A 1,777-nucleotide genomic window follows, 5' to 3' on the forward strand; every position below is an offset into this window, starting at 1 on the left:
CGCGCCACCCACCAGGAGCGGTGCACCCGGGCGCCCTCGATTCCGGCCAGCTCGTTGATGGCGTCCGACAGCCGCATCAGGATCAGGTCCTGGCCTTTAGAGGTGTGCAGGCGCAGGTAGTGGTCTTCAGCCTCCACGGCCCACACCTCCGCGCCGCGAAGCTTCAGCGGCAGCCGCTCGAGGAATTTGGGCGGCGCCGGCGCGGGCGACGACCCGGCCGCCGCCGGCGGGCTGCGCGGCGCCGAGATCAGCACGTTGAGGGCCGTCATCGCTCCCGAGATCACCAGCACCGCGCAGAACAGCCACGGTAGGCGCGTGAGCGGCATCTGCTCGCCGAGCATGAGGGCCGTGGCGAGGGCCACGAACCCCGTCAGGGTGGCGGCCAGCACTAGCGCGACCGCGAGCACGCGCAGCCACACCTGGGTCCGCGGCTGCCCGGGCCGGAAGAACAGCCGCGAGACGAACGGGCCCCAGAGCGCCCCGGTCAGCAGCAGCAAGAGCCAGTAGGGATAACGGCGCGCGGCCGGGGCTTCGCCCGTTCCGAACGCGCCTGAGAAGGCCAGGAACAGGCCGACGGCGGCGGCCAGCGCCAGGCCCCGCGCCCAGCCGGCGGGGCTGTCGTATGGACTCCACCGCCTGCCTGCATCCTCATCCGCCACGCCGATTCCCCTGTTGCGAGCCTCAGATTGGCCGCCGTTGGCGAAGCGTCAACGGCGCCCCGCTCCGCCTCACGCAGCCGCCGCGGCGGTTCGTGAAGACGCAGCGGCGGGACGAAAACGCCGGGGGCATATCCGGACCGCTTCCTCCCGGAGACGATCCATGACTTCGATCCAAGCCACGCCGGCCCCGCAGCGGCCCTGGGCCATCCGGCTTTCGATCCTCGGCGCCGCGGTTCTTTCGCTCACGGCGGCGGCCGGCGCGGCGACGGGCCGGCCACCCCGTTTCGAGCTGATCGGGCAAGCGGGCCTGGCCATCCAGATCCACCTGGCCGCCGTGGTCCTGGCGCTGGGCGTCGGCGCCTGGCAGCTGCTCGGTCCCAAGGGCACGACCGCGCACCGCGCGCTGGGCTGGACATGGTCCCTGGCGATGATGGCGGCGGCGCTCAGCTCGTTCTTCATCCGCACCGTCATCGACGGCTGGTTCAGCCCCATCCACCTGCTGTCGGTGATCACCCTCGTGGGCCTTCCGACCGCGATCTGGGCCGCGCACCGCCACGACGTGCGCCGCCACTCCCGGATCATGACGAGCGTCTATCTCGGCGGCATGATCGTCGCCGGCGGCTTCGCCTTCCTGCCCGGACGGCTGCTCTGGAACGTGTTCTTCAGCTAGGGGCGCAGGTTATGGCCAAGCGCGGTTGCCACCCTGCGGCGGGGCGCCTATAACGCGCCCCGCCTGCCAACGAGGGCGGGCCATCCCCTCATTCGCAACCCCGCGGCCTCATGAACATTCACGAGCACCAAGCCAAAGCCGTCCTCGCGGAGTTCGGCGTGGCGGTCCCGCGCGGCTATCCGGCCTTCACCCCAGAGGAAGCCGCCCAGGCGGCGGAGAAGCTCGGCGGGCCGGTTTACGTCGTCAAAAGCCAAATTCACGCAGGCGGCCGCGGCAAGGGCCGCTTCGAGGGACTCGGCCCCGACGCCAAGGGCGGGGTGCGGGTGGTCAAGTCGGTGGACGAGGTCCGCGCCAACGCCCAGGAGATGCTGGGCCGGGTGCTGGTGACCCTCCAGACGGGGCCGAAGGGCAAGCAGGTGCAGCGCCTCTACATCGAGGAAGGCGCCGA

The 1,777-nt window shown here is 71.4% G+C and carries 3 protein-coding genes; 2 read left to right on the top strand and 1 reads right to left on the bottom strand.

What is annotated here, in order from left to right:
- A partial coding sequence (locus VHK87_RS13035) for a LytTR family DNA-binding domain-containing protein (protein ID WP_329635328.1) occupies positions 1-659 on the bottom strand: 659 nt, incomplete at its 3' end.
- Positions 660-819: 160 nt separating this feature from the next.
- Between VHK87_RS13035 and VHK87_RS13040 the strand changes: the two genes are divergently transcribed.
- Together VHK87_RS13040 and VHK87_RS13045 are read left to right on the top strand one after the other, a co-directional pair.
- Positions 820-1,329 carry a DUF2306 domain-containing protein gene (locus VHK87_RS13040; RefSeq protein WP_329635329.1) on the top strand — a complete coding sequence of 170 codons (510 nt, stop codon included), beginning with the start codon at positions 820-822 and terminating at the stop codon, positions 1,327-1,329.
- Between the two features lie 110 nt (positions 1,330-1,439).
- The coding region (locus tag VHK87_RS13045; protein ID WP_329635330.1) for an ATP-grasp domain-containing protein at positions 1,440-1,777 on the top strand (338 nt) is incomplete at its 3' end.

The organism is Phenylobacterium sp., from assembly GCF_036263695.1.
In the GTDB taxonomy this organism is placed as follows: Bacteria; Pseudomonadota; Alphaproteobacteria; order Caulobacterales; family Caulobacteraceae; genus Phenylobacterium.

What these genes read in the sequence shown, in the direction of transcription:
- VHK87_RS13040 (WP_329635329.1), top strand. Translation starts at nt 820, where the DNA reads ATGACTTCGATCCAAGCCACGCCGGCCCCGCAGCGGCCCTGGGCCATC.